This window comes from Streptomyces xingningensis (assembly GCF_054957865.1).
Window position 1 is genome coordinate 37,191 of the sequence record NZ_JBDJPF010000028.1, and the last position, 24,611, is coordinate 61,801.

Sequence of the window (24,611 nt, forward strand, 5' to 3'; positions counted from 1 at the left end):
GTGACTTCAGCTCTCCTTCTGCTTCAGGACCTCGGCGAGGCTCGGTGCCTCTCGGTCCCGCCGGGATGTCGATCTGACAGGCAGCGGCCAGGGGATGGCGAGTTCCGGGTCGTCGAAGGCGATCGTCACGTCCTCGGCCGGATCGTGCGGGCGGTCGATCCGGTACGAGGTGTCGGCGGTCTCGGTCAGCGCCTGGAAGCCGTGCGCGCACCCCGCCGGGATGTACAGGGTCGCCTGCGTCTCGCCGGACAGCTCGAAGGAGGCCACGTTGCGGTAGGTCGGCGAGTCCGGCCGTAGATCGACGACGACGTCGAAGATTCTCCCGTACGAGCACCGCACCAGCTTGGCCTCACCTGCGCCGGAGCGCAGGTGCAGACCGCGCAGCACGCCCCGGAGCGAGCGGGACACGCTGTCCTGGACGAAGGCGTCCGGGTCGAGGCCCACCGAGCGGATCACCTCGGCGTCGAAGGTACGGCAGAAGAAGCCGCGCTCGTCGGCGTACGGCGTCGGCTCGAACAGGTACGCACCGGCGATAGCCGGGACTTCGGTCGCTTTCATGGAGCCTCCCGCATGGAGAACAAGGCCGCGGTCAAGTCGGTGAATTGGTGGTCCAGTTGCCGGGCGGCGATCATGTTCCGCTCGGTGAGGGTCTGCCGCAGCTCCGCCGATCGCCGCTCCAGCGATCGGAACTGCTCGAGCAGCCGGTCGGCGTCGACCTCGCGGGCCGGGTGGCAGTACGCGCCCAGCCCCATCCGGTCCATGAGCGCGTCGCTCTTCGCCGCGTAGCTGAGTGCGAGCGTCGGCGTGCCGGCCTTCAGCGCGCAGACCAGGTTGTGGTACCGGGTCGCCACCACGGTGTCGGCGGCCGCCATTTCCTTCATCAGGTCGGCCAGCGAGGCCGCCTCGGCGGCGGTGACCAGCGGCGAGTCCACCGCGTCGAGGATCGCGGCGACCACCGGCGCGTCGCACGCGTCGCCGGTGACCAGCCGGACCGGCCTGCCGTGCTCGACCAGCGTGCGGACGAATCGAGTTGTCCCCTCGAGGTAGCGCCGGTGGATCTCCTCGGCCCGGGCGCGGTCGTCGTTGCCGCCGTGGAAGTCCATGACGCCGACGCAGACCAGGCCCGGGGTCGCGCTCGCCCGCGGCGTCGGCAGGGCGAAGGCGAGGTCCGGGTAGACCTCGTCGTGCGCGGTGTCCACGCCCATCGCCCGCATCGCGTCGCGGGACAGGGCGTCCCGGTACGACCGGTACGCGGCCAGCCGCGCCGACCAGCGCACCAGGACCCGGGTCGGCCGGTTGCCGATCGCGGCGGCGCCGACGCCGACCAGCGCGACCCGGGTGCCGAACAGCCGGCCGGAGGCGCAGAGCAGGAACAGCGCGTACGGGAAGCCCCACGGCCGCAGCGGCAGCGTGGCCTCCAGGACGCCCATGCCCGGCACGATCACCACATCGTGCTGGCGCACCCAGGCGGCGGTGCGGACGGCGTCGACGAGTTTGCCCAGCCCCTTGGCCGCGATCGCGCCCGCACGCGACGCGGTCCGGTACTCCCCGCGGTACCAGTGCAGCCGCGTCGCGGGGATCCGGTACCGGGCCGCGACGACCTCGGGTCCGCCGCACAGCGCGTCCACGACCGCCTCCGGGTGCTCGGCGCGGAGGTAGCCGAGCACGGCCTCGAGCGACCCGTCGTTGCCGAGGTTGCCGGAGCCGAGCAGGCCGAACACCCCGACGCGCACCGGGGTCCTCACGCCCGCCGCCCTTCACGCCCGGCCACCAAGTCGTCGACGGAGACGGCGAGCCGGCCCGGGTCGACCGGGGCGCGGTCCTCGACCCGCTCGCCGGCGCCCGGCCGGACCCGGCTGGCCATCCACGCGGCCAGGTGGCGGTGGCACGCGCGCCGGTCGGCCGCGGACAACGGCGCCCGCCGGATCGCCGCGACGAAGCCCCAGACGTACTCGGCGAGCAGCCGGGGCGTCGGGTGCAGCGGGCCCGCCCGGCGTGGGTCCAGGTTGACGCACCGGGAGCGCTTGGACGGGTTCGCCCGCTCGGCGCGGGTGGGGTGGTCGCGGCGGAAGTACAAAAGCTCCGGCACCTGGTGGAAGGGCCCGTGCAGGCCGATCTCGGCGACGAACGTGCGGTCCGCGTGGTGGTAGCTGTCGTGCGGCTTCACCCGGCGCAGCACGTCGGCCCGCATCACGCCGTAGAAGTCGTCGCCGCCGGGCTCGAACAGCATGCTGCGGAAGCGCTCCGGCGCGTGCGGCGAGCCGGTGGCGAGCGTGTACTCGTACGGGACCTTCACCTGGCCGTCGCCGTCGATGACCGCCTGGTCGGCGTGCGCGAGGATGACGTCCGGCCGCTCGTCCAGCGCCGTTACGCAGCGCCGCAGCAGATCCCGGGCGTACAGGTCGTCGTGCGAGGCCCACTTGAACAGCTCGCCGTGGCACTCGGTGAACACATAGTTGTGGTTCGGCGCGGCGCCGATGTTGCGGGGCAGCCGGAGGTACCGGATGCGCGAGTCCTTCCCGGCGTACCGGCGGCAGATGTCCCGGGTCCCGTCGGTCGAGGCGTTGTCGGAGATGACCAGCTCGAAGTCCTCGTAGGTCTGGCCGAGCAGGGCGTCGAGCGACTCGGCCAGGTACTCCTCGCCGTTGTACACGGGCAGGCCGATGCTCAGCCGGGGATGGGCGGTCATGACGTCCTCACTTCGGGGATGGGGGTGTGGTGGCGCTCGCGCAGGGCGGACCGCAGTTGCAGCCACCACACGGCCGAGCCGCAGACGGTCGCGGCGGCGACGCCCCAGGCCGAGCCGGCCGTGCCGGCCACGGCCGCCCCGCCGAGCCCGCCGCCGACGTAGCAGGCGGAGGCGAACAGTTGGCAGCGCAGGCTGCGCCGGGCCGCGGCGAGCGCGCGCAGCCCGGCCGCCGCGCCGCTGCCGAGGCCGGCGCCCGCGACGCCGAGCGTGGCCGGCACGATGAGCTGGGAGGCGGAGTGCCAGACGTCGCCGAGGACGAGCTCGCCGAGCCGGTCCGGCATCAGCAGCAGCGCCGCGCCCCACAGCAGGGCGGCGCCGGCCTGCCCGCCGCCCAGCAGGAGGCAGAACCTGCCGAGCCGGTGCGGGTCCTGCCTCAGCACCCGGGCCGCCTCGGCCACGGTGACCAGCGACAGCCCCATCAGCAGGGCGAGGAAGGGGCCGAGCAGCAGCTCGGCGCCCCGGACTGCCCCCACCGCGCCGACCCCGGCGATCGCGCCGAGCCCGTACGCCCGCAGCTGGCCGGCGCCGCTGAGGCTGACGTTCTCGATCAGGTACCGGCTGCCCAGGTCGCGCTGCTCGCGAATCCACCCGCGGGCCTCGGTCACCCGCGGCCGGATGCCGGACTGGAGGAAGCCGTACCCGGCGGCCAGCGCGGCGGCGGCGCCCCAGGCCAGCACGAAGGCGGCCACGGTGCCCACGTGGGCCGCCACGATCATGGCCGGGACGAGTGCGACGCCCTGCACGAGGTCGTTGGTGAACGCCTTCCGCCCGGTGCCGGCGGCGAAGAACGCGAACCGCCGGGAGTCCTGGAGCAGCAGGGCCGGCAGGGCGACGCCGAGGCCGGCGAACGCCGGCCCCACCTGACCGCCGAGACCGAGCCCGACCAGCAGGCATCCGGCGCCGAGGGTGGAGCCGATGACGAGCGCGGCCCCCGAGGACCGGGACGCCGCCGCACGCCAGAGGGTGTCCGGCATGCCGCTGAACCGCACCATGAGCGGGTCGGTGGCCAGCCCGCGGGAGATGTTGAGCACCACGCCGTACGTCAGCCAGGCCAGGCTGAACACGCCGAACGCGGCCACCCCCAGCGAGCGGGCCACGAAGACCCCCACCGCGAAGTTGGTCATGCTGGAGACCGCCTGGTCGGCCAGCCCCCAGGACAGCCGGCCGAGCACGCCCCGCTTGGCGGTCGTCGCCGTCGGCGCCGTCTTCTCCCTCTCGGTGGTCATCGGTGTCATGCCTTGAGCAGCCCGGCGCCGTGCAGGGCGTCGGCCGCGGCGGCGACGGTGTCGAACGGCAGCCCGGACCGCTCGGCGACGTCCAGCAGACTGTGCTCGCCGTCGGAGAGGCTGAGCACCCAGAGCATGGCCAACTGGGCCTGCTTCGCGTCGCTGCGGCCGCCGAGCGAGTCGTACAACCCCCGCCGCCCCAGCTGTGGTTCGCCGTAGGGGCTGAGATTGACGTACCGCCGGTTGCGGTCGAGGACGGCGAACGCCTCGCGGCAGACGGCGAGCGTGTCCGCCATCGCCTCCGGGGAGACAAAGTCCGGGTTGTCCGCCGAGGTGTGGTACTCGGGGTAACCGGCGTACGGGGTCCGGCTGAGCGAGCCCACGCCGAGGTCGAACCCGGGTGAGCAGAACTGCCGCTCGTCGTAGCCGTACGGAGTGAACTCGGCGACGTGGTGCGGGCGTTCGGAGGTGGCCAGCACGTGCCGCATCACCCGGTCGATCTCCGCGTCGCCGCGCCTGCTCTGTTTGTACGTCAGTCGGCCCGGGTCTCCCGCGCAGGCCAGCACCAGCCCGTGCTTGACCTTTCCCCCAGCTCTCGGCTCCGCTCGAGCAGGGGATGCCCCAATCACGCGCTCGGCATTGCGGGCGAGCCAGGTGATCGCCCCGATGGTGCCGGGCGCGAAGATGAACCGGTAGGTGTAGTACGGCGTTTGCTCCGCCAGCGCCCGGGCCAGGTAGGTCGCCACCGCGATGCCGGCCAGGTTGTCGTTGGCCAGCGACGGGTGGCAGACATGGCAGGAGACGATCACCTCGTCGGCGACCTGCCCGGGGATCACGTGCTCGGCGTAGGTGAGGTGGCCGTCGGCGAGTGTGGAGTCGATGCGCACCTCGTACTCGCCGTCCGGCAGCGCGTCCAGGGTCTCCTGGGCCAGGCAGAACCCCCATTCCGGCTTGTAGTAGCTGGTGCGGTACGGCACCCAGGACGGGTGGTCCGGCAGGGTGTGCAGGTGCGCGCGCAGCTCGGCCAGCGGCATGGTCGCCGACACCGGCACGCTGTAGCCGAGCACGTGCAGGCTGGACGCGGCGAAGTCGACGACCCGGTTGCCCGCGGTGTCGGCGATGTACGCGTCCCGGATGTTCCACTCCTGCGGCACCGTCCAGTCGAGCACCTGCGTCCCGGTCGGCACCTCATGCACCTGCAGCGGGACATACTCGCCGACGACCTCCAGGGTGGCGCGCACCCCGTCGCCGGTGATGCTCCGGCAGAGCGGGTACAGCCGCTCCACCAGCGCGTACATCTCTTCGCCCGCCGTGGTCACCGGCGCCACCGCAGGGTGTCGTCGACGGCACCGGCGCCGGACGCCGCGCGCAGGACGGCGAGCCGGGTGAAGCGTCGCTCGAAGTCCTCCCGGGTCAGCCCGAACTTGCGGTAGGCGTCGGCGAGTTCGACCACGCCCCGCTTCACCGTCCACTCGCAGTCGAAGCCGGGTATCGCGGCGCGGAACCGGGAGAAGTCCACCCGGTACGACCGCGGATCGGCACCGGTCTCCCCGGTGATCACCACCTTCGCGCCGGACACCGCCTCGGCGACCTGCTCGGCGATCTCGGCGACCGTCACGTTGTTGGTCTCGCTGCCGATGTTGAACGCCCGGTCGTGCACGGCTTCGCGCGGTGCGGTCAGCGCGGCCGTGAAGGCCCGCGCGATGTCGGCGGCGTGCACCAGCGGGCGCCAGGGGGTGCCGTCGGAGAGCACCAGCACCTCGCCGGACAGGAGCGCGTGGCCCACCAGGTTGTTCAGCACGATGTCGGCGCGCAGCCGGGGCGAGTAGCCGAAGGCGGTGGCGTTGCGCATGAACACCGGGCTGAATTCGCCGTCGGCCAGCGCGTGCAGGTCGTCCTCCACCCGCACCTTGGACTCCGCGTACGGCGTCACCGGGCGCAGCGGGGCGTCCTCGGTCACCAAGTTCGACAAGTCGGGGTCGCCTGCGGCGCCGTAGACGGAGCAGGTCGACGCGTACAGGAAGCGCCGCACTCCGGCGTCGCGGGCCAGCCGGGCAAGGCGTACGGACGCGTGGTGGTTGATGTCGTAGGTGAGGTCCGGCGCCAGTGAGCCCAGCGGGTCGTTGGAGAGCGCGGCCAGGTGGATCACGGCGTCCACCCCGGCCACGTGGTCGGCCGTGACGTCGCGCAGGTCCACCCGGTGCCCGGACGGGTCCGCGGGCGTCGGTCCGAGGACGCAGTCCGCGAACAAGCCGGCGTCCAGACCGACGACTTCGTGCCCGGCGGCCGCGAGGATCGGGGCCATCACGGTGCCCAGGTAGCCCTGGTGCCCGGTCAGCAGTACGCGCAAGGTTCAATCCCCCAGATCGAGAGTGAGTTTGGTGACGGCGAACGCCTCGGCGTAGCGCGCGTGGCATTCGATGCCGCGGATGCGTGCGAGACCGAGGAAGGCCTCCCGGTCGTACCAGGGCCGGTGCCGCTGCGAGGGGTAGTGCTCCTGCAACAGCCGCACCTTCTGTTCGGCGATCTCCGGCGACAGCGGCTGGTACGCCGCCGGACGGCCGAGATCGCCGTCCCACTTGACGATCTCGTAGCCGAGCACGAGGTGGTCGCGGAACGCGGTGGTCATCAGCTGCGCCAGGCCGCGGTGGTCCTGGTGCGCGTCGTCGGTGCGCGGCGCGAGGATCAGATCCGGCTCGGTCCGCGCGCGCAGCTCCTCGACAGCGGCCTTGGCCTCGTCCCAGTGCGTGGGCATCCGGCCATCCGGCAACTTGAGTACGGTCAGCCGCAGTTCGGCGCCCGGGCAGAAGGCGGCGAGGGCGGCCTGCTCCTCCTGCTCCCGCTCGCTGCCACCGCCCGAGAGCACCAGCGCGTCGACGCGGATGCCCGGCCGCGCGAGGCACAGCGCCAGCAGCGTGCCGCCGGCGCCGATGGCGATGTCGTCGCAGTGCGCGCCCACCGCGACGATCCGGTCCAGACGCCCGGCCCCGAGGCGGATCACGCGCTCACCCCCGCGCCGTCCCGTTCCCACACGGCCCATGGGCGGTCGCCCCGGGCGTAGGCGGCGTCGAGCGCGGCCCGTTCCTTCACGGTGTCGGTCGGCTTCCAGAAGCCGCGGTGCTGGTGCGCCACCAGCCGTCCCTGCTTGGCCAGTTGGGCGCATCCGTCGGCGACCAGGTCCCCGTTCTCCGGTATGTGGTCGAAGACCTCCTGGCGGAGCACGAAGTAGCCGCCGTTCTCCCACAGCGGCAGTTCGCTCACCGCGGTGATGCCGCCCACCAGGCCGTCCTCGCCCAACTCGACGCAGTGGAAGGATGATTGGGGCGGAACGACCATCATCGACGCGCCCGCGTCGCGCTGCGCGAACCGGTCGATCATCTCCGGCAGCGGGGCGTCGGTGAGCACGTCGGCGTAGTTGGCGAGGAACATCTCCTCGCCGTCCAGGTGCTGCCGCACGCGGCGCAGCCGCTCCCCGATCGGCGACTCGATGCCGGTCTGCACGAACGTGATCGTCCAGGAGGAGATGTCGGTGGACAGCAGCTCGGTCCGCCCGCCCCGCAGCACGAAGTCGTTGGACGTCGTCTCCTCGTAGTTGAGGAAGAAGTCCTTGATGTGGTGCGCCCCGTACCCGAGGCACAGGATGAACTCCGTGTGCCCGAAGTGCGCGTAGTAGCGCATGACGTGCCAGATCAGCGGCCGTGGGCCGACCATCGCCATCGGCTTGGGCACGTCGTCCGCGGCACCGCTCCGCATCCGCATCCCGTAACCGCCGCAGAACAGAACGACCTTCATCGCTTGACCTCGACAATGCTCAGTTCCGGGATGGGGAAGACCAGCCGGCCGCCCCAGTCGTGGACGAAGGACAGCTGCTCGACCAGCTCGTCCCGGAGGTTCCACGGGAGGACGAGGACGTAGTCCGGTCTGTCGGCGGCTATCCGCTCGGGCGGCAGGACGGGGATGCGGGTGCCCGGGGTGAACCTGCCGTGCTTGTAGGGGTTGCGGTCGACCGTGTACGGGAGCAGGTCGGGCCGGATGCCGCAGTGGTTGAGCAGGGTGTTGCCCTTGCCCGGGGCGCCGTAGCCCACCACCGTCTCGCCGCGCTCGGCCGCCTCGATAAGGAACCGCAGGAGGTCCCGGCGCACCTTGGCCACCCGGGCGGAGAACTCGGTGTAGCCGGACAGCTCCTGCAGCCCGGCGGCCTTCTCCCGGTCCAGCACGTCGGCCACCTGCCGACTGGGCTCGCCGGCCACCTCGGCCGGCCGGGCCCACAGCCGGATGGAGCCGCCGTGCGTGGGCAGCAACTCGACGTCCACGAGCGCGAGTCCGCCGCTCGCCAGCGCCCGGATCGCGGACGCGACCGTGTAGTACTGGAAGTGCTCGTGGTAGATCGTGTCGTACTGGTTCTTCTCGATCAGGGTCAGCAGGTGCTGCACCTCGATGGAGACCCAGCCGTCGTCGGCGACCAGGGCGCGCAGCCCCTGGGTGAACCCGACCACGTCGGGGATGTGCGCGTACACGTTGTTGGCGACGACCAGGTCCGCCGGGCCGTGCTCGGCGCGGACGGCCGTGCCGGTGGCCGGGGTCAGGAACTCCGTGAGCGTGGGCACACCCGCGTCCCGCGCCGCGGCACCGACGTTCACCGACGGCTCGACGCCGAGGCAGCGGATCCCGCGCTCCACCACGTGCTTCAGCAAGTACCCGTCGTTGCTCGCGACTTCGACCACGAAGGCGTCGGGGCCGAGATCCGTCCGCTGTACGGCGTCGGCGACGAACGTGCGCGCGTGCTCCACCCAGGAGCTCGAGTAGGAGGAGAAGTACGCGTACTGCGTGAACGTTTCCTCCGGCGTGATCAGCGGAGGGATCTGCGCGAGCCAGCAGTCGGTGCAGACCCGCAGGTGCAGCGGGTACGCCGGTTCCGGCTGGTCCAGTTGGTCCGCGGCGAGAAAGCTCTCGCACGGCGGGGTCGCCCCCAGATCGACGACGCTCGCCAGCGTCGCCGAGCCGCAGAGTCGGCATCGTGTCATCTACTTCCCCCATCCCTGCCCGCGCGGATGCCCCGCCGCGAGCCAGCGTTTCCGTTCCGACCCGCGATCGCGGTGCGGTACCCCTCCACCAGGCGCTCCAGCCCGACGGCCGGGCTGAACTCCTGCTCGTAACGGCGCCGGGCCGCCTGTCCCATCTCCCGGTTGCGGTCCTGCCCGTCCGTGATCCGGCGCAGGCAGGACGCGAGCGAGGCGGGGTCGCCCGGCCGGTGCAGCAGCCCGGTCACCCCGTCCTCGACGAGTTCGACGAAGGCGCCGTGACCGGCGGCGACGGCCGGGACCCCGGCCGCCATCGCCTCGGCGGCCACCAGGCCGAACGTCTCCAAGGACATCGAGGGAGCCACCACGGCGACCGACCGTGCGACGGCCTGCCCGCACTCCGCCGGGTCCAGCAGTCCGGCGTACCGCACGTCGTCCCGGCCCGCCGCCCAGGCGGTCACCTCCCGCTCCAGAGGCCCCGCGCCGGCGAGCACGAGCGGCACGCCCACGCCGCCGCTCGCCGCGATCCGGTCCCACGCGGCCATGAGCAGCCGCACGCCCTTGGACTCCGTGAGCCGGCCGAGAAAGAGCAGATGCTCGCCGGTGCCCGTCCGGCAGGCGCCCGGGTCGGGCACGAAGTTGTGCTTCACCGCCAGCCGTTCGGCCGGCATGCCGGACCGCACCAGGATGTCGCGCTGCGCCGCGGAGATGCAGAAGAACCGCTCCACGCCGGACCACCACCGCCGCCGGTTGACCGACAGGCTGACCGCGAGCGGCACCGTCGCCAGGCGGGAGTTCCGGTAGCAGCCGTGCCGGACGGCGGGCAGCGAGGCCGCCGACCCGACGCACTCGGTGCACAGCCGGCCGTCCCGGTGCAGCGTGCCGGGCGGGCAGACCTGGGTGTAGTTGTGCAGCGTGGCGACGGCGGGCACACCGGCGTCCGCGCAGGCGGCGAGCACCGCGGGCGACAGGAGCGGGAAGACGTTGTGGACGTGCACCACGTCAGGACGCCCGGTGCGGAGCCGGGCGGCGAGCTCCGTGCGGACCGCCGGGTTCCACGGCACGAGGAGCGGCACCGCGGCCTTGGCGAGAAGGGACCGGGCGGCGATGTCGTCGCTGCGCCGCTCGAATACGTCGACCCGGTGGCCGGCCGCGCGCAGCAGCGCCACCTCCTCGTCGACGACTCTGTTCTCCCCGCTCGGCTGCGCCGACGAGTAGCGGTTGTGCACCACAAGGACGTGCATGGTCAGCTCATCTCCGATTTCCGGGCCCATCGCGGGACGTGTCGTCGAGGGGCTTCGGCCGTCGAGAGGGGCTCGGCCGCGACGGGTGCCGCCAACAGCGAGGCGGCCAGGGCCAGATGCAGCAGATACGCCGAGGCGTCGCCCAGCCCGGCCTCGGTGTACGACGAGATCGCGCAGTAGCTGATCAGGAAGATCGCGCAGGCCCTCGGCAGCGACGGCGGCCGCAGCAACGCGACGCCGGCGAGCACGATCATGAACGCCGCCACGAGGGCGGTGCCGGTCAGACCCTGCTCGTTGTAAACGGCCAGCCAGCTGTTGTCGATCGGCAGTCCGCCGAACGACTTGTCGCCCAGGCCCACGCCGAACAGCTGCTCCGTGGTCGTCCGGGGCGCTGTCAGCAGGGCGTCCCAGACCTTGGCCCGGCCGGTGAGGTTGGAGAAGTTCTCCTTGTCCTGCCCGCGCAGGAACCACGCCTCCAGCACGGAGCTGAACGCCACCGCGGCCACCGTGGCGCACACCACCGTCCAGGCGAAGAACCGGCGGGCGGCGGCGCTGGTCAGGACGAGCGAGCCGATCGCCAGCACCAGCCCGATGAGCAGGCCGAGCGTGGCCGTCCGGGTGTGGGTCATCGCGAGCAGGACGAGTGACGGCACGATGACCAGCGCCGCACTGGCCCCGGTGGTCCGGCGGCCCAGCAGGAGCAGCACGGTGAGCCCGATGATCACCGCGGCGTACTGTCCGATCTGCGGCGGGGTGAGCGGCCACAACGCGCCGACCAGCCGCCCGCCGTAGTACTCGGGCATGGCCGTGCCCGGTGAGGCGGCCAGGCCCGCGGCCACCAGCACGAGCACCGCGAAGTACATCCGGATGTGGTAGCGGACGAACGTCAGGCTGCCGTCCCACCAGCGGCTGAGCAGCCACAGTGTGCCGACGAAGAGGGCCAGCCGGGAGCAGCGGAACAGCGCGCCGCCCCCCAGGTTCACGCTGGAGATCACGCTCGGCACCAGCAGCAGGGTGAGCAGGAACACGAAGGCGCTGGGCCGGATGCGCAGCCGGGGATTGAGCGCGAGCGCCAGCGCGAACGCGGCGCCCAGCGCGCCCATGGTGGCCAGCTGGATGAGGGAGCGAGGCAGCGGGATGACGGTCTTCGCCCCCGCGGAACCAAGCGTGTTGAGGGCCAGCAGCGCCCAGACGATCCCGACGGCCTTCGGTGTGCCGGCGTCCCCGGTCATCTCAACCACCGGCCTGTGGGGCGAAGGTGCTGCCCGCGTCCTGCTGGTACGACGTGCCCTGCCACTGGCGGGAGTCGAGCTTCTGGCCCGGGTCGCCCGCGACGAAGGTCCACGGTCCGCGGTAGAAGTTGTCGTGCCAGCGGTTGAGCTGCTTGTGGGCGATCGCCTCGGCCACCCGCTTGCCCTTGTACGGCGACCAGTCCGGATAGGTGCCGTAGTTGGCGAGGACCGCCATGCGGCCGCACTCCGCCGTGCACTTGACGACGGACGTGTCCAGCACGAAGCGGTTGCCGTGGATGTCCACCCGCTGGGTCTTCCACCGGCAGTCGGCGTAGAGCGGTGCGTCGGCGATCGCCGGCCGCGCGCAGCGGCCGGTGTCCTTCACCAGCAACGTGCAGTAACCGGTCGAGGTGTTGGCCGGGCTGTTGCAGAACCGGTCGGCGTTCTCCCACAGGGTGATCCCGGACCAGTTGTTCTCCAGCACGTTCCGGTAGATCTCGATCTTGTCCGTGCGGGCCCGGATCCGTGGTTCGCCGCCGGCCTCGGACACGTAGACCGCCGCGTACGGGAAGTCGTCGCCGCGCTCGGCGTCCTTGCGGCCCTCGACCCAGTTGTTCCGCCGGATCGTGTTGTTCCGGATGACCGCGTTGTAGCTGGTCTCGTACATCAGCGCGGCACCGTCGTTGGCCTCCAGCACGTTGTCCTCGATGCGGAAGTCGTTGTTGTTGTTGTCCGCCCACAACCCGGCTCCACGGTTGTCGTGCACCCAATTGCCGCGGATGTCGGCGCCGTTGACGGCCCAGAACTTGATGCCTCCGGTACAGCCGCAGCCCGGCCGCTGCCGCTCCCAGTCGTCGGTGTTGTTGCCCACGATCTCGCTGCCCTCGACCACCAGGCCGCGGATGGAGTCGCCGGTCTTGTACGCGTTCATTCCGTACTGCCCGTTGTCGCGCAGGCAGCTGGCACGGACCTGCTGGCGGGCACCGGCCATCAGCCCGGCGCCAGAGTTGTACTGGATCGCCGCGTGCTCGATCACCCACCCGTCGGCCATGTCGTGGTTGACCACGCCCTCGTTGTTCGGCGCGACGAACCCCTGCACGGTCAGGTGGCTGATGGTGACGTCGGGGGCGGTACCGCCGAACGCGTACTGGTTGACCTTCCGGCCGTCGAGCACCGCACCCGGCGCTCCGAGGTAGCGGTTCCCCCGCTTGGCCATGACCTGGGCGAAGCGGTCCGGCTCGAGTCTGTGTGTGCCGGGCCGGAGCCAGAACGTGGTGCCCGGGGGGCTGTTCCTGGTCTTCGCGGCCAGGTCGTCGACCACCGCGGGGTCGACCGTCACCGCGCCCGCCGGCGCCTTCGCCGGCCCGGCCTCGGGCTTGGCGCACACGTGGGCCACGGACGTGGCGGGCGCCCCGGACGCGGCGGGCTTGTCGGTCGGCTCCGCCGAGTCGTCCGGCGTGCTCGTACAGCCGGTCGCCGCCAGCAGGATCAGCGCCGCCGCCGGCGCCCCCCAGTACCGCCTCTTGATCCCCACGCGCCCCCCTAGCCGCGGAACCTGAGCACGGTGGTGAACCCCTGCGCGCCGTCGGCGAAGCCGGTGCCGACCAGCGTGGTGGCGGGTTCCTTGCGGCCGAAGCCGGGGGAGTACCAGCCCAGCGGCGGGTGGGTCTCGCCGCGATGCGCCCGCCAGTTCAGCTGCCCGGGCAGGTCGAGCACCGCGGAGCGGTCCTCGCCGTCCCGGGTCCAGGTGAGCACTGCCCGGTTCCCCGCCAGGTCCGCGGTGATGGCCGGGCCGAGGTGGAACGCCAGGCACATGGCCCGGCGCGGGCCGCGCACCTCGTCGACCACCCGCAACTCCTGGCTAGCGGCGGTCAGTTCCACCCGGCGGCGGTGCACCGAGTGCTGGTAGCCGTCGTGCTCGGCGCTCCAGCGGGCCACACCCTCACCGGATGTGTCCGCGACCAGGACGCGGCTGCGGGCATGCCGGGTCCACAGGAACGGGCCGCCGGAGACGGACTGGTCACCGCCGTCCAGTTGCAGGGTGTTGTGGCCGAGGGTCGACCGGAAGTACTGCCGCCACTCGGGCTGCCCGTGGTAGCAGAACGTCCCCGGGTCGGCGAGCACGTCGACCCCGTCGTGCCGGACCTCCACGGACAGCGCGTCCGCGTGGGCATGCGCGGCGATGGACAGGAAGCCGTGCGGACCACCGTCGCAGCGGCACCAGATCTCCGCCGGACCGCGCAGGATGGTCATGCCCGCGTCGGCGAAGTGGCCCGGCCTGCTTGCCGGACGGCTCACAGCCGGTGTGGTTCCTTTCTTCGGGTACGGCCGGATGAGCGCGGCCAGCAGCGGGGTGCGCACATCGGTGCCGGTCACCACCGGCCACCAGTCGAGCCGGCCGAACACGGCGTCCCCGGTGGCCAGCAGCGAGCCCCAGCGGTCGGTGCCCGCGCCGTCCACGACCAGACCGTGCCCGTCGTCCGCGTCCCCCTGGCGCGGCGGCCGCAACCGGCCGTCCACGACGGCCGCGAGCGCGTCGGTCATCCGCAGCAGCACCAGCCGGACCGACGCGGGAACCGGCACGCCGGCGGCATCCGCCTCGGCCACCGCGGCCAGACCGAGCTCCAGCACGAGTCCGTGATACTCGGTGGCCAGCTCGCGGTTGAGGCCGGAGACGAAGGTGTTGCTGCGCAGATGCCGCTCCAGCGACCGCAGCGCGCCGGCCCGCCAACGAGCCGAGGAGGGGAACCACCCGAACGCACAGGCCGCTGCGAACTGCCCGGCGGCCTCGGCGATGACGTGGTTGTTCGCCGAAGACCCCCGGCTGGGGAAGGCGGCCAGCCAGCGCTGGTGGTACCAGATCTGGTTCCGCGCCGTCGGGTTGCCCTCGAACAGCCCGGCCGCGCCCGGCCAGCCGTCGAGCAGCCGGCGGATCCACACCCAGGACAGCAGCCGGATCCCCAGCTCGATGCCGCTGACCCAATGCACCCCGCGCAGCGGCGCGTTGGCCGCCCACCACAGCCGCAGGTGTTCGGCCACGCGCTCGGCGTACCGCTCGTCCCCGGTGACCGCGTAGGCGGCGGCGAGCACGGTGAGGTACTGATGCCGGGACAGCTCCCAGATCTGCTTGATGTCCCCGACCGCGTCCTCGTCGCGGTACGGCATGTCGAAGGCGTACCCCCACGGAGCCCGGCGCCCGGTCCTCGGGTCGTACCACCAGTCCGGGTCGGCCAGGTCGTCGCGGTTCACCCCGAAGTACTCGGCGTGCCCGGCCATCAGCCGGTCCGCCTCGGCGATGAGACGTTTCGCGGCGTCCGGTGGCACTGCGGCGATCGTCCCGGCGGGCAGTACCGCGGTGAACCGGGCGCCGGTCACGCTCGGGCAGTCCGGCAGCGCCGACCGCCACCACCGCCTGCGTACCGCGTCGCCCACCCGGCCGCCGACCTCCCGCGGCCCCATCCGGGACAGCCGCCGCAGGTACCAGCCCGGACTCATGGTCATCGCGGCCTCGCCAACGTGACCGGTGCACCGCCGGCCAGGCCGGCCTGCACGGCCAGGGTGGCCGACGTGGTGGCGACCAGCGACTCCAGCGGCACCGGCATCGGCCCGCCGGTCCGTACGGCCTTGACGAACGCGGCCAGTTCGGCGTTCTGGCCCTTGTCCCGGGCCTTGGGCAGCCGCGAACTGACCCACCGCTTACGGCTGTACACCGATGCACGGACGAAGTCGTCGAGCCGCAGCACCTTGCCGTCCGCGACGAGGTCCAGCGTCTCCTTGGGGAAGCCGGGCGCGCCGGTGGTGACGTAGCTGATGGTGGCGGTGGACCCGTCGGGGTAGCGGAGTACGACCTGCAGGTCCTCGTTGCCGGATGTGGCGACCGCGTACACCGAGACCGGGTCGGCCTCGAGCAGCCAGCTCGCCGTGTCGATGAAGTGCCCGCCCTCGCCGGCGAATCGCGAGCCCTCCGTGCCCTGCCGGAGGTACCAGCTGCCGTGCTGCAGCCGGCCCGCGTTGACCAGGTAGCGCAGGCTCGCCGGACCGGTCCGGGCGCCGAACCGCTGCCTGGCCTCCCGCAGCAGCGGCGCGAACCGGCGGTTGAAGCCCACCTGCAGCCGGTCGTTGCCGGACTCCTCCACCGTCGCGAGCACGCCGGCCAGCTCGTCCTCGGTGAGGGCCAGGGGCTTCTCCACGAACACCGCCTTGCCGGCCAGCAGCGCCTTCCGGGTCAGTTCGGCGTGCGAGCTGTGGCGGGTGACCACGAACACCGCGTCGACGGACGGGTCGCCGAGCACGGCGTCGAGGTCGGTGGTCGCCCCGGCGAAGCCGAACTTCCGCTTCGCGTTGGCCGCGGACAGCGCCGTCGTGGTGACGACCGTCGACAACTCGACGCCGTCGCGCTGCGCCAGGTGCGGCAGCAGCATCGACGTCGCGTAGTTCCCCGCGCCGACGAACGCCAGCCGCACCGGCCCCTTGGCGGACCGGGCCGGACTCCGCGTCACGTTCACCGCGGGAACCGCGACCGCCGGGGCCTCCGCTTCCCCCGGGCGCTCGGGGTACCGGAACAGTACGGCCACGGCCTTCAACTCGCCGTCCTTCAGGCGCCGGTACGTCTCGACGGCGTCGTCGAAGTCGGCGATGAGGGAGACCAGGGGCTCCACGTCGACGCTGCCGCGGGCGAGGAGATCGAGGAAGCATGCCAGGTTGCGGCGCTCGGTCCAGCGGACGTAGCCGACCGGGTAGTCCCGGCCCTCGAGCTCGTACTCCGGGTCGTAGCGCCCGGGGCCGTACGAGCGGGAGAACTGGACGTCGAGCTCCTTCTCGTAGTACGCGTTCCACGGCAGGTCCAGGCGGCACTTGCCGATGTCGACGACCCGGCCGCGGTCCCGGCTCAGGCGTGCGGCCAGCTCGACGGGCTGGTTGCTGCCGCCGCCGGCGGCCAGGTACACCTGGTCCACGCCGTGACCGCCGGTGAGTTCGGCGACGGCGCTCTCCACGGCCGCGGACGCGGGATCGCCGCAGGCCGTGGCGCCCAGGCGCTCGGCGAGCTCGCAGCGCGCCGGGTCGGGGTCGGCCCCGACGACACGGACTCCCGAGGCGGCCAGCAGCTGCACCACCAACTGCCCGATCAGTCCGAGGCCGATGACCAGCGCCACCTCGCCGAGCCGTGACTCGCCCTGGCGCACGCCCTGCAACGCGATCGACCCGACGGTGCCGAAGGCCGCGTGCTGCGGCGCGAGGCCGTCCGGCACCCGGGCATAGAGGTTCTTCGGCACCCAGTTCAACTCGGCGTGCAACGCGTGCTCGTTGCCGGCGCAGGCCACGACGTCGCCGACCTTCACATCGTCGATCCCGGTGCCGACCTGCTCGACCACCCCGCACAGCGAGTAGCCCAGCGGCGTGTAGGAGTCCAGCTTGCCCATCACCTTGCGGTAGGTGGCGGGCACCCCGTTGGTGGCCACGCTCTGCATGACCTTGGCCACCTGGTCCGGACGGGAACGGGCCTTGCCCAGCATCGACATGCCGGCCTCGGACACCTTCATGAGCTCGGTCCCGGTGGATATCAGCGAGTAGGCGCTGCGGACCAGCACACCGCCCGGCTTGCACCCCGGCTCCGGTACGTCGAGCACCGCCAGCTCGCCGCTCTTGTAGTTCTGCACAACCTGTTTCACCCGAACTCCTCTGATTCCTAAGCCGTCAACCGAGTGCTCTGGCCGGACCCAGAGGTCGCGCCGCGATACCAGTACTCGAGGGTCAGCACATGCCACAGATGCTTGGAGAAGTCCCGCTGCCCGGCGGCGTCCTCGGCGACGAGCCGCGCCAGCGCGTCGCGGCGCAGGAACCCGGAGTTGACGAGCACGCCGTCGTGCACCACCTCGCGCACCAGCGGTGCCAGATCCCGGCTCATCCAGGCGCGCAGCGGGGCGCTGAACAGGCCCTTGGGCCGGTACACGATCTCCCGGGGCAGGACCGAGGTGGCCGCCTCCTTGAGGACGGCCTTGCCCTGCCGTCCGACGATCTTGCGATCGCCGGGCACGGCGAACGCCGCCTTGACCACCTCGACGTCCACGTACGGCACCCGTACCTCGGTCGACGCGGCCATGCTCGACCGGTCCGTGTATGTGAGGTTCAGGCCCGGCAGGAACATCCGGGCGTCGCTCAGGCACATGCGGTTGACGAAGTCGTCGAGGTCGTTGTCCTGGTAGATGTCCGCGTGCTCGGTCAGTACGTCCTCGACCGTCCCGGCCAGGTCCGGATCGACCAGGGCGAGCAGCTCGTCCTGGTCGTACATGGTGTAGCTGCGCCGGAACGCGGTCTCCTCCGGCAGGTCGGCGAAGGAGAGGAACCGCTTCGCGAACCGCACCGACCGGTACCCCCGGCGGGCCGTGGCGACCGGCAGCCGGTCCACGGCCGCGGACAGGCCGCGCCGCAGGGGGCGCGGGACGCGCTGGTAGCGCAGCGCGATCAGGTTGGCCAGGTGCTTGCGGTAACCGGCGAACAGCTCGTCGGCGCCCATGCCCGAGAGCATCACCTTGACCCCGGCCTCCCGGGCGGCCGAGCAGATGAGGAACGTGTTGATCGCGGCGGGGTCGCCGATCGGCTCGTCCAGGTGGTACGTCATCCTCGGCAGCAGGTCGAGCACGTCCGGGGCGATCTCGATCTCGTGCAGGTCGACGCCGAACTGCTCGGCCACCTGCCGGGCATAGCGAAGGTCGTCCGGCATCGCCTCGAACTTGGCGTCCTCGGCGCGGAATCCGATCGTGTAGGCGGAGATCCCGGGTTGGTCGCGGGCCGCCAGCGCGGTCAGGTAGCTGGAGTCCAGCCCGCCGGAGAGGAAGGTCGCCACGGGGACGTCGGAGAGCATGTGGTGCCGGGTCGACTCCTCGACGACGGCGGCCAGGTCCGGCCGTTCGCCGCTCCGGGCCCGCTCCCGGCCCTCGGCGGCGATGTCCCGGAGGTGCCAGAACCGGCCGCGCTCCACCCGGCCGTCGGGCCGGCACCGCAGCCAGCTCCCCGGCGGCAGCTTCTCCGCCTCGCGGAACGCGCAGCGCGAGTCCGGCACCCAGTAGTACAGCAGCGAGGCCACCAGCGCCGCATGGTCCACCTCCAGCGACCCGTCGGTGGCGGCGGCGAGCGCCTTGAGCTCGGAGGCGAACACCAGGCCCGCACCGCGCCGGAGCAGGAACAGCGGCTTGATGCCGAGCTGGTCGCGGGCGAGCACCAGTTCACCGGTTCGCTCGTCGAAGATCCCGAACGCGAACATGCCGCGCAGCCGGGGCAGGCAGCCCGTGCCCCAGCGCCGCCAGGCCTCCAGCAGCACCTCGGTGTCGGACGTACCGCGGAAGCGCACCCCGGCGGCCGTCAACTCGGCACGCAGCTCGGGCGCGTTGTACAGCTCGCCGTTGTACGTGAGGGCGAGGCCGCCCGAGACCATCGGCTGGGCGCCGGTCCCGGACAGGTCGATGATGGCCAATCGGCGGTGCCCGAGGTGCACTTCGCCGTCACCGGCGGGGTGGCTGTAGCGGCCCGCCCCGTCCGGGCCGCGGTGGGCGAGGGTATCGGTGAGCCGGTCGGTCACGGCCTTCCCGTCCGGCCATCGGTAAGTGCCTGCGATGCCACACATGCTCTAGCGCGCCTCCTGGTCGCTGTCCGGGACCCGTGCGGCCCACATCTGCCGTCGCTCCGACCGCCGTTGGCCCGTCCCGCTCTGCCGGGACAGCAGCTCGTTGTGGCCGCGTAACGCGGTGTGCAGCCCGTCCCACAGCGTGCCGTCGGTCCGGTCGCGCGGATCGGGGTCGATCAGCACCACGCCGATCACCGGAATGCTCAGGTCCGCGAGCTGCCGTGCCACGGTGTGCAGCCATGCGGCGCTGCCGTGCCCGGCGCGCACGACGAGCACGGTCCGGTCGCCGAGGTACTGCAGGTCGGTCCACGCCGTGCCGGGCGCGACCGAGCCGACGCCGAACCGGCGTTCCTCGGGCGGCACTTCCGCGGCGTCCTTGCCGCTGACCACGGTCGGGCCTCCTGGCTTTTGGCTGTGTTGGGCCAGCTGCGGGCCGGGCAGGCCGTCGATGATCACCACGGGCCCGTCCGGTGCCAGCGCCTCGGCGAGGTCCAGGGCGATCACGCTCGTGCCGCGCGCACAGCCCAGTTCCAGCAGCGACACCGGTTCCGCCGAGCCGCGCACGGTACGGGCCAGGCTCACGGCGAGCCGTTCGCGCGCCGCCCGGGTCCGCCTGCGCTGCCACGGCCGGGCTGGCCGCAGGGCCGCGCGGCGCAGCTCCGCGATGACCGAGGCGCCCAGGTTCACCGCGATGTCCCGGCGCAGCACGGGGCGGTCCGCGACCACCGCGGTGACCGCGGCGATCGCCAGCCCGAGGACGAGCCCGAGGACGAGCCCGATCCCTGCGTCGGTGGCGGCGGCCTTGGGCACGGAGTGCGGCACCGGGCGCGGGGCGTCCACGATCTGCGTCCCGGAAATGACCTTGGGCGTCCCGGTGCGCGCCTCCGCGGCGCGCTGGTTGAAGTCGGAGATGCGCGAGGTGAGTTCGGCCCGGCGGGCGAAGAGCGACTCGCTGTTCGCCGACGCCTTCGGATCGTTCGCCGGCGGTCGTTCCTCGATCGACTTGTTGACCTGAGCGAGCTCGTCCCGCATGCGGTCACGCTGGTCGAGCAGGGCCTTGGACTCGGCCTTCGCGGCCTCCTGCATCCGTTCCACGTGGTCCGCGATGAAGGCGTCGGCCAGCGCCTTGGCGCGGGCCATCGCTTCCGCGTCGCTGGCGCCGGTCACCTGGATCTGCATCAGGTTGTTGGTCAAGCCGGTACCCCGGTAGTCCGCTATGAAGTCCTCCGGTTTCTCATGGGACTTGAGGGACTGCAGGGCCTTGCCGGCGATCCGCGTGGTCGCCAGCAGCTGGATGTCGGTGCGGATCAGCGTTCCGGAGTCGTTCGCCTGGTCCTCCTTATGCGCGACCAGCACTTCGGTCACGGCGGTCGGCGGCGGCCGCAGCACGACCGACATCGCCGCGCCGATCAGCAGCCCGAGGAGCGCCATGACGCACCAGAGGCGGCGGCGCCTGCGCACCGCCACCACCAGCGAGTGCAGGTCGAGCAGCGGAGTGGCGGCCGTCGGCTCCGAGGTCTTGCCGGTCGTCACACCGAACCCCCCGTCGTGTGGGCGCGCACCGCGAGCTCGGGATCGGCGTCGTCCGGAGAACGACCGGCCGTCCGCGTCACACGGGCCCGGACCGTGACGGCGACGACGACGCCGACGACCTTGTGCCCCGCGTCCGCACACGCCTCGGCGATGCCGGCGAGCTCGTCCGCTGTCCAGCTGCCCGCGCTGAGCACGACCAGGGCACCGGACTCGGTGTCGCGGTCCGGCACCAGGGGCTGCGACACCGCGACGTCCACCACCCGCAGCTTGGGGTATCCCCTGCTCGAAGAGCTTGGGGAAGGACCGTTCTCGGCCTCGGCGACGAGCTGCTCGGCGGCCAGGCGGGCGGTCCCGTCGCCGTCCGGCACGACGACCAGCAGCCGCCGGGGGGCGGGCAGTTGGTCCCGGAGGCGAGCGCACACCCGCCGGTAGCGGGTGCGTCTGCTGTCCTCGTCGCCGGACATCTGCGGGGTCGGTACGTCCCACCGGGTGTCGAGGCCGAGGAGCCGGCGGGCCAAGGCCCGTGGACCGGGCTCTTGCGGCCGGTGCGCGGGCTGTTCACCGGGTACGTCGACGGTGCCGAGGAGTGTGGAACCCAGGGCCGCGGTGATGTCCGGTTCGGTGCGCAGCCGGCGGTTCATCCGTGCGGCGGTGAGATGGCCGATGACCGCGAGCAGGAAGAACAGCAGCGCCCCGCCGGCGATGAGCTGCGTCCTCGTCGGCGGCGCCTCGCCGTCCGGCCGGGGCGCCGGCCCCATGACGACCATGCCGGCCTTGGCGGCCGTCGGGTTGGCCTGATCCAGTTTCTTCATGGCGTCCTGCAGCGCGGTGCGCATCTTCTCGAGTTCGGTGCGGGCCTGCACGCTCTCCACGTTCTGGCCCGGATTGGCCGCGTTGGCCAGGTCGGTGATGCGGCGGCCGACCTCCGCCACCTTCTGCCGCAGTGCCTCGGAGCTCGCTGCCGTGTCGGTGTCGGCGCTGTTGCCCGAGATCCGCGCGGCGAAGGCGACGAATTCCTTGGCCATCTGGTCGGAGAGCCGCTGTGCGCGCTCCGGGGTGTCGGCCGTTCCCGAGATGTTGATGATGTTCCCGTCGGCGGCCTTGGCGCTCACCCGGTCCCGCAGGTCGCTGCCGCTGACGCCCTTCCAGCCGAGCGCGGCGGCCGCGCGGTCGATCACCGCCGAACTCGTCGCGATCTCCGCCTGTGTGAGCAGTTCGCGCGCCTCCCACTGCCCCGGCAGCAGGACGGGTGCCGACGCCGTGTAACGCGGCGGATTCAGCACCGAGGCGCCGTAGCCGACGAGCGCGCCCACCACGGTGAGGACGGTGAGAAGCCGCCAGCGCCGACGGAGAATCCGCCCGATCGTGACCAGGCGTATCGTGTCCTCGCTCAATGGCGCGGCCTCTTCACCTGTGCGCAGGCGGCGGCATAGGCGTCGAGCAGCGACGCCTGCGAGTTCTGCCAGGAGAGCTGCCCGCCGATCCGCTCCTGGCCGATCTTGCCCATCCGGGCCCGCCTCTCCGGATCGTCCAGCAACAGCGCGATGAGCTTGGCGAATTCGGCCTCGTCGTTGGCGGGCGCGTAGACGGCGGCGTCACCGGCGGAGACGCGCGCCTCCCGGAGGTCGAACGAGACGATCGGCCGGCCCATCGCCATGTACTCCAGGACCTTGTTCATGGTCGACACGTCGTTGAGCGGATTACGCGGGTCGGGGGAGAGGCACACGTCCGCGGTGGACAGGTAGCGCACCAGATCGGCGTCCGGAATGCGCCCGGTGAACTGCACCTGCTCACCCAGCCCGAGCCGCCGGGACAGCTCCACCATCGCGTCGAAGGCGTCGCCGGCGCCGACGAACACCGCGTGCCAGTCGGTCCGCCCGAGCTCGTCGCGCAGCTTCGCGAGGGCCCGCAAGGCGTAGTCGACGCCGTCCTGAGGGCCCATGACGCCGAGATAGCACAGCAGATGAGGCTTGCCGCGCTTCAACTCCGGCTCGGGCGGCACCGGTTGGAACCGGTCGACGGCGGGCGCGCTGCGCACCACGAAGACGTCCTCCGGCCGCTTGCCGCCCCGGCGTATCGCGACCTCCCGGTAGCTCTCGTTCGTGGCGAGCACGACGTCCGCGGCCCGGTAGGTCAGCCGTTCCAGCGCGCGCACGGCGCGGTAGAGCAGATCCTCGCCGCGGTCGAACCGGGAGAGGTACAGCTCGGGTACCAGGTCGTGCTGGTCGAAGACAAACCGCGCGCCGCGCCGCTTCAGCCACAGGGCCGGCAGGAACAGCAGGTCGGGCGGGTTGCAGGCGTGGACCACGTCGACCGGGCCGACCTTGCGGGCCAGCCGGGCCGTGTGCCACAGCGCCGATCCGTACTCCCGCAGGTAGCCGGCCGGCCCTCCGGTGGCCGCGCGCAACGGGTAGCGGTGGATCCGCACCCCGTCGATCTCCGCCTCCGGCTCCGTGTCCCGCTTGCTGCCCCGGGGACAGATGACGTGCACCGTCCAGCCCGCGTCGCGCAGCGTCGTGCACTCCTGCCACACCCGCCGGTCGAACGGCACCGACAGGTTCTCCACGAGGATCAGCGCGCGACGGGCTGGCCCGTCGCCGCCGACTGTGTCACCAAGCAAGGCCCATGTACCCCGGTTCGGCCCGGCGCGCGTCGGCGTCGGGAAGGCGGATGAGGTCGACGATCACCGGGCCGTCGCCATGGGGCAGCGCCGACAGCACGGCCGGATCCCTGGTCCCGACCAGGCACACCTCGGCGTGCTCGAGCACCTCGTCGACGGACTCCGCGAGCAGCTGCGCGAGGTGGGGCAGCCGGGTCTCGATGTACTCGCGGTTCGCGCCCAGCAGCCGGGAGAGGTTCACATTGGGGTCGTAGATCCGCAGGTCGTACCCCTTGCCGAAGAGCCTCTCCGCCAGCTCGACGAGCGGGCTCTCGCGCAGGTCGTCGGTGCCGGGTTTGAAGGACAGCCCGAACAGGCCCACCCGGCGCTTGCCGGTGCGCTCGACCAGCTCCACCGCGCGCTGCAGATGCGCGGAGTTGGAGGGCAGCACATGGGCGAGGATGGGCACCGAGATGTCGGCCCGCTGCGCCGCGTGGACCAGGCTGCGCAGGTCCTTGGGCAGGCAGGAGCCGCCGAAGGCGAAGCCGGGCCGCAGATAGGCGGGGCTGATGTTCAGCTTGCGGTCGGCCAGGAACACGTCCATCACCTGGTGCGAGTCCACCCCGAGCGCCTGGCACACCGCGCCCAGCTCGTTCGCGAAGCCGATCTTGAGGCCGTGGAACGCGTTGTCCGCGTATTTGATCGCCTCGGCCGTCGGGACGGGCACCCGGAACACCTCGCCGGGCAATCCGTCGTACAGCTTCGCCACCACGTCGCCGCTCGCCGGGTCGAGCTCGCCGATGACGGTCTTGGGCGGGTCGAAGAAGTCCCGCACGCTCGTGCCCTCGCGCAGGAACTCCGGGTTGACCGCGACCCCGAAGTCCACCCCGGCCGTGCCGCCGACGTGCTTCTCCAGGATGGGCACCAGCAGGTTCAGGCAGGTGCCCGGGAGCATGGTGCTGCGGAACACGACGGTCTGCCGCCCGTCCCGCTCGGCGACCGCGGCACCGATCTGCTCGGTGACCCGCTCCAAGTACGTGGTGCACAGGCTGCCGTTGGGCTCCGACGGCGTGCCCACGCAGACCAGCGACACCTCGCTGTCCGTGATCGCCTCGCGGACGTCGCCGGTGGCGCGTAACGCTCCGGTCCGCACGACCTCGGCGATGAGCTCGCCGATCCGCTCCTCGACCACCGGGGCCTTGCCGTCGTTGACCAGGTCGACCTTCACCTGGTTCACGTCCACCCCGATGACCTCGTGCCCCATGCCGGCCAGGCACGCGGCCGACACGCAGCCCACATAGCCGAGCCCGAAAACGCTGACCCTCATGACCCGTTCCTCCCCCTGGGCAGGCCCCGGCGGCCTGCGGTCCGCGCGCCGGCGGGACC

General features: G+C 72.1%; 19 protein-coding genes. All 19 read right to left on the reverse strand.

The window, feature by feature from the left end; translation table 11 throughout:
* Window positions 1–6: 6 nt before the first annotated feature.
* From rfbC to ABCR83_RS16695, 19 genes are read right to left on the reverse strand one after another with little or no spacing between them, the layout of a single operon-like run.
* Window positions 7–558, reverse strand: a complete 552-nt coding sequence (gene rfbC / locus ABCR83_RS16605; protein WP_462695792.1) for a dTDP-4-dehydrorhamnose 3,5-epimerase — start codon at window positions 556–558, stop codon at window positions 7–9.
* Window positions 555–1,745, reverse strand: coding sequence for a polysaccharide pyruvyl transferase family protein (locus ABCR83_RS16610; protein ID WP_462695793.1), 1,191 nt, complete (start codon window positions 1,743–1,745; stop codon window positions 555–557). The genes rfbC and ABCR83_RS16610 overlap by 4 nt, the downstream gene beginning before the upstream one ends.
* The gene (locus ABCR83_RS16615; protein ID WP_462695794.1) at window positions 1,742–2,689 is read right to left on the reverse strand and encodes a glycosyltransferase family 2 protein; all 948 of its coding nucleotides are present in this window, start codon (window positions 2,687–2,689) and stop codon (window positions 1,742–1,744) included. The genes ABCR83_RS16610 and ABCR83_RS16615 overlap by 4 nt, the downstream gene beginning before the upstream one ends.
* Window positions 2,686–3,975 carry a hypothetical protein gene (locus tag ABCR83_RS16620; protein WP_462695795.1) on the reverse strand — a complete coding sequence of 430 codons (1,290 nt, stop codon included), beginning with the start codon at window positions 3,973–3,975 and terminating at the stop codon, window positions 2,686–2,688. The genes ABCR83_RS16615 and ABCR83_RS16620 overlap by 4 nt, the downstream gene beginning before the upstream one ends.
* Before the next feature lie 5 nt (window positions 3,976–3,980).
* The gene (locus ABCR83_RS16625; protein ID WP_462695796.1) at window positions 3,981–5,303 is read right to left on the reverse strand and encodes a DUF4910 domain-containing protein; all 1,323 of its coding nucleotides are present in this window, start codon (window positions 5,301–5,303) and stop codon (window positions 3,981–3,983) included.
* Complete coding sequence (locus tag ABCR83_RS16630; RefSeq protein WP_462695797.1) at window positions 5,291–6,325, reverse strand: NAD-dependent epimerase/dehydratase family protein; 1,035 nt, start codon at window positions 6,323–6,325, stop codon at window positions 5,291–5,293. The genes ABCR83_RS16625 and ABCR83_RS16630 overlap by 13 nt, the downstream gene beginning before the upstream one ends.
* A gap of 3 nt (window positions 6,326–6,328) precedes the next feature.
* Window positions 6,329–6,976, reverse strand: a complete 648-nt coding sequence (locus ABCR83_RS16635; RefSeq protein WP_462695798.1) for a PIG-L deacetylase family protein — start codon at window positions 6,974–6,976, stop codon at window positions 6,329–6,331.
* Window positions 6,973–7,767, reverse strand: a complete 795-nt coding sequence (locus ABCR83_RS16640) for a glycosyltransferase family protein (protein ID WP_462695799.1) — start codon at window positions 7,765–7,767, stop codon at window positions 6,973–6,975. The genes ABCR83_RS16635 and ABCR83_RS16640 overlap by 4 nt, the downstream gene beginning before the upstream one ends.
* Window positions 7,764–8,999 carry a class I SAM-dependent methyltransferase gene (locus ABCR83_RS16645; protein WP_462695800.1) on the reverse strand — a complete coding sequence of 412 codons (1,236 nt, stop codon included), beginning with the start codon at window positions 8,997–8,999 and terminating at the stop codon, window positions 7,764–7,766. The genes ABCR83_RS16640 and ABCR83_RS16645 overlap by 4 nt, the downstream gene beginning before the upstream one ends.
* Window positions 8,996–10,240 (reverse strand): glycosyltransferase, encoded by a 1,245-nt coding sequence (locus ABCR83_RS16650; protein ID WP_462695801.1) that lies wholly within the window; start codon window positions 10,238–10,240, stop codon window positions 8,996–8,998. Before ABCR83_RS16650 ends, ABCR83_RS16645 begins: the two co-directional genes overlap by 4 nt.
* 2 nt (window positions 10,241–10,242) lie before the next feature.
* The gene (locus ABCR83_RS16655; protein ID WP_462695802.1) at window positions 10,243–11,472 is read right to left on the reverse strand and encodes an O-antigen ligase domain-containing protein; all 1,230 of its coding nucleotides are present in this window, start codon (window positions 11,470–11,472) and stop codon (window positions 10,243–10,245) included.
* Between the two features lies 1 nt (window position 11,473).
* Window positions 11,474–13,006, reverse strand: coding sequence for a right-handed parallel beta-helix repeat-containing protein (locus ABCR83_RS16660; RefSeq protein ID WP_462695803.1), 1,533 nt, complete (start codon window positions 13,004–13,006; stop codon window positions 11,474–11,476).
* Between the two features lie 8 nt (window positions 13,007–13,014).
* Window positions 13,015–14,973: a heparinase II/III family protein gene (locus ABCR83_RS16665; RefSeq protein ID WP_462695804.1), complete on the reverse strand. Its 1,959-nt coding sequence runs from the start codon at window positions 14,971–14,973 to the stop codon at window positions 13,015–13,017.
* Complete coding sequence (locus ABCR83_RS16670; protein ID WP_462695805.1) at window positions 14,970–17,141, reverse strand: bi-domain-containing oxidoreductase; 2,172 nt, start codon at window positions 17,139–17,141, stop codon at window positions 14,970–14,972. Before ABCR83_RS16670 ends, ABCR83_RS16665 begins: the two co-directional genes overlap by 4 nt.
* Window positions 17,142–17,158: 17 nt before the next feature.
* A complete protein-coding gene (gene asnB, locus ABCR83_RS16675; protein ID WP_462695806.1) occupies window positions 17,159–19,093 on the reverse strand; it encodes an asparagine synthase (glutamine-hydrolyzing) in 1,935 nt (644 codons plus the stop codon).
* A gap of 3 nt (window positions 19,094–19,096) precedes the next feature.
* Window positions 19,097–20,626: a Wzz/FepE/Etk N-terminal domain-containing protein gene (locus ABCR83_RS16680; RefSeq protein ID WP_462695807.1), complete on the reverse strand. Its 1,530-nt coding sequence runs from the start codon at window positions 20,624–20,626 to the stop codon at window positions 19,097–19,099.
* Entirely contained in the window at window positions 20,623–22,020 is a 1,398-nt protein-coding gene (locus ABCR83_RS16685) for a Wzz/FepE/Etk N-terminal domain-containing protein (RefSeq protein WP_462695808.1), read from the reverse strand. Before ABCR83_RS16685 ends, ABCR83_RS16680 begins: the two co-directional genes overlap by 4 nt.
* Entirely contained in the window at window positions 22,017–23,246 is a 1,230-nt protein-coding gene (locus tag ABCR83_RS16690) for a glycosyltransferase family 4 protein (RefSeq protein ID WP_462695809.1), read from the reverse strand. The genes ABCR83_RS16685 and ABCR83_RS16690 overlap by 4 nt, the downstream gene beginning before the upstream one ends.
* Window positions 23,236–24,552, reverse strand: coding sequence for a nucleotide sugar dehydrogenase (locus ABCR83_RS16695; protein WP_462695810.1), 1,317 nt, complete (start codon window positions 24,550–24,552; stop codon window positions 23,236–23,238). The genes ABCR83_RS16690 and ABCR83_RS16695 overlap by 11 nt, the downstream gene beginning before the upstream one ends.
* Window positions 24,553–24,611 lie beyond the last annotated feature (59 nt).